Origin of the sequence: Kitasatospora sp. NPDC101155 (genome assembly GCF_044768305.1) — a bacterium.
Classification (GTDB): Bacteria; Actinomycetota; Actinomycetes; order Streptomycetales; family Streptomycetaceae; genus Kitasatospora.
In genome coordinates, this window is the sequence record NZ_JBIWPN010000173.1 from 1 (window position 1) to 1,022 (window position 1,022).

Genomic DNA, 1,022 nt, shown 5'->3' on the forward strand with positions numbered 1-1,022 from the left:
TCGGCGAACGACGCCACGTCCGCGCCCAGCGTCACCGCCGTCACGCGCTCACCCGCGCGCGACGGCGCGGGCACCCACTCCAGCCGCAGCAGCGACCCGTTCGCCCCGTGGGAGGCGACGGCCGGCTCGCCCAACTCCACGGACTCCGCCGCCAGCACGGGCTCGCCCGCCGCGTCGGCGAGGGCCAGCGACAGCGTGTCCGCGCCCGTCCGCACCAGTCGGGCCCGCGCCACCGTGGCGCCCGTGGCGTGCAGCGACACCCCGGACCACGCCACCGGCACGAGCCCTCGGCCGTCCGCCCGCAGGACGGCGGCCAGCAACGCCGGGTGCAGGCCGAACCCGGCCGCCGCGCCCGCCAGTTCGGCCGGGAGCCCGGCTTCGGCGAAGGTCTCGTCGCCGCGCCGCCAGACGCCGGCCCCGTCCGCGACCGCGCCGGCCGGCGGCCAGACCGCCGTGTCGAAGTCGGCGGCGCGCGCACCGGCGGTCAGCACCCCGGTGGCGTGCTCGGTCCAGGGCTCGTCGAGCGGGCCGTCCGGGCGCGAGAAGAAGGTCACCGTCCGCGCGCCCGACTCGTCCGGCGCACTCGCCCGGACCTGGACCATCGTGCCGCCGCCCGCGCCCAGGGCGAGCGGCCGGGTGACGGCGAGCCGCTCGACGCGGTCGCAGCCGACGTGGTCGCCGACCCGGATCGCTAGCTCCAGGAACCCGGCCGCCGGGAAGACGTCCGTGTCGCCGTCCCACGCCGCCGTGCCCGGCGAGAGCCGGCCGGTGAAGACGACGCTGTCCGTGCCCGCGAGCGGCACGGCCGCCCCGAGGAGCGGGTGGTCCGCCGCCAGGAGACCGGCGGAGGCGACGTCGCCGACGCCGCTGCCCAGGGCGGGCCAGTAGTGCTCGTGCTGGAAGGCGTAGGTGGGCAGGTCGACGCGGTGGGCGCCGGTGCCGTCGAAGAGCCGGGCCCAGTCGACGGGCATGCCGGTGACGTGCAGCCGGGCCAGGGCCGAGACGAGGGTGTGCTCCTCGGG

1 protein-coding gene is annotated in these 1,022 nt (G+C 78.8%); it reads right to left on the reverse strand.

Going from position 1 to position 1,022, the window contains the following annotated elements; translation table 11 throughout:
- Window positions 1-1,022: polyketide synthase dehydratase domain-containing protein (locus ACIRYZ_RS46635; RefSeq protein ID WP_402955891.1), on the reverse strand; the 1,022-nt coding region annotated here is incomplete at both ends.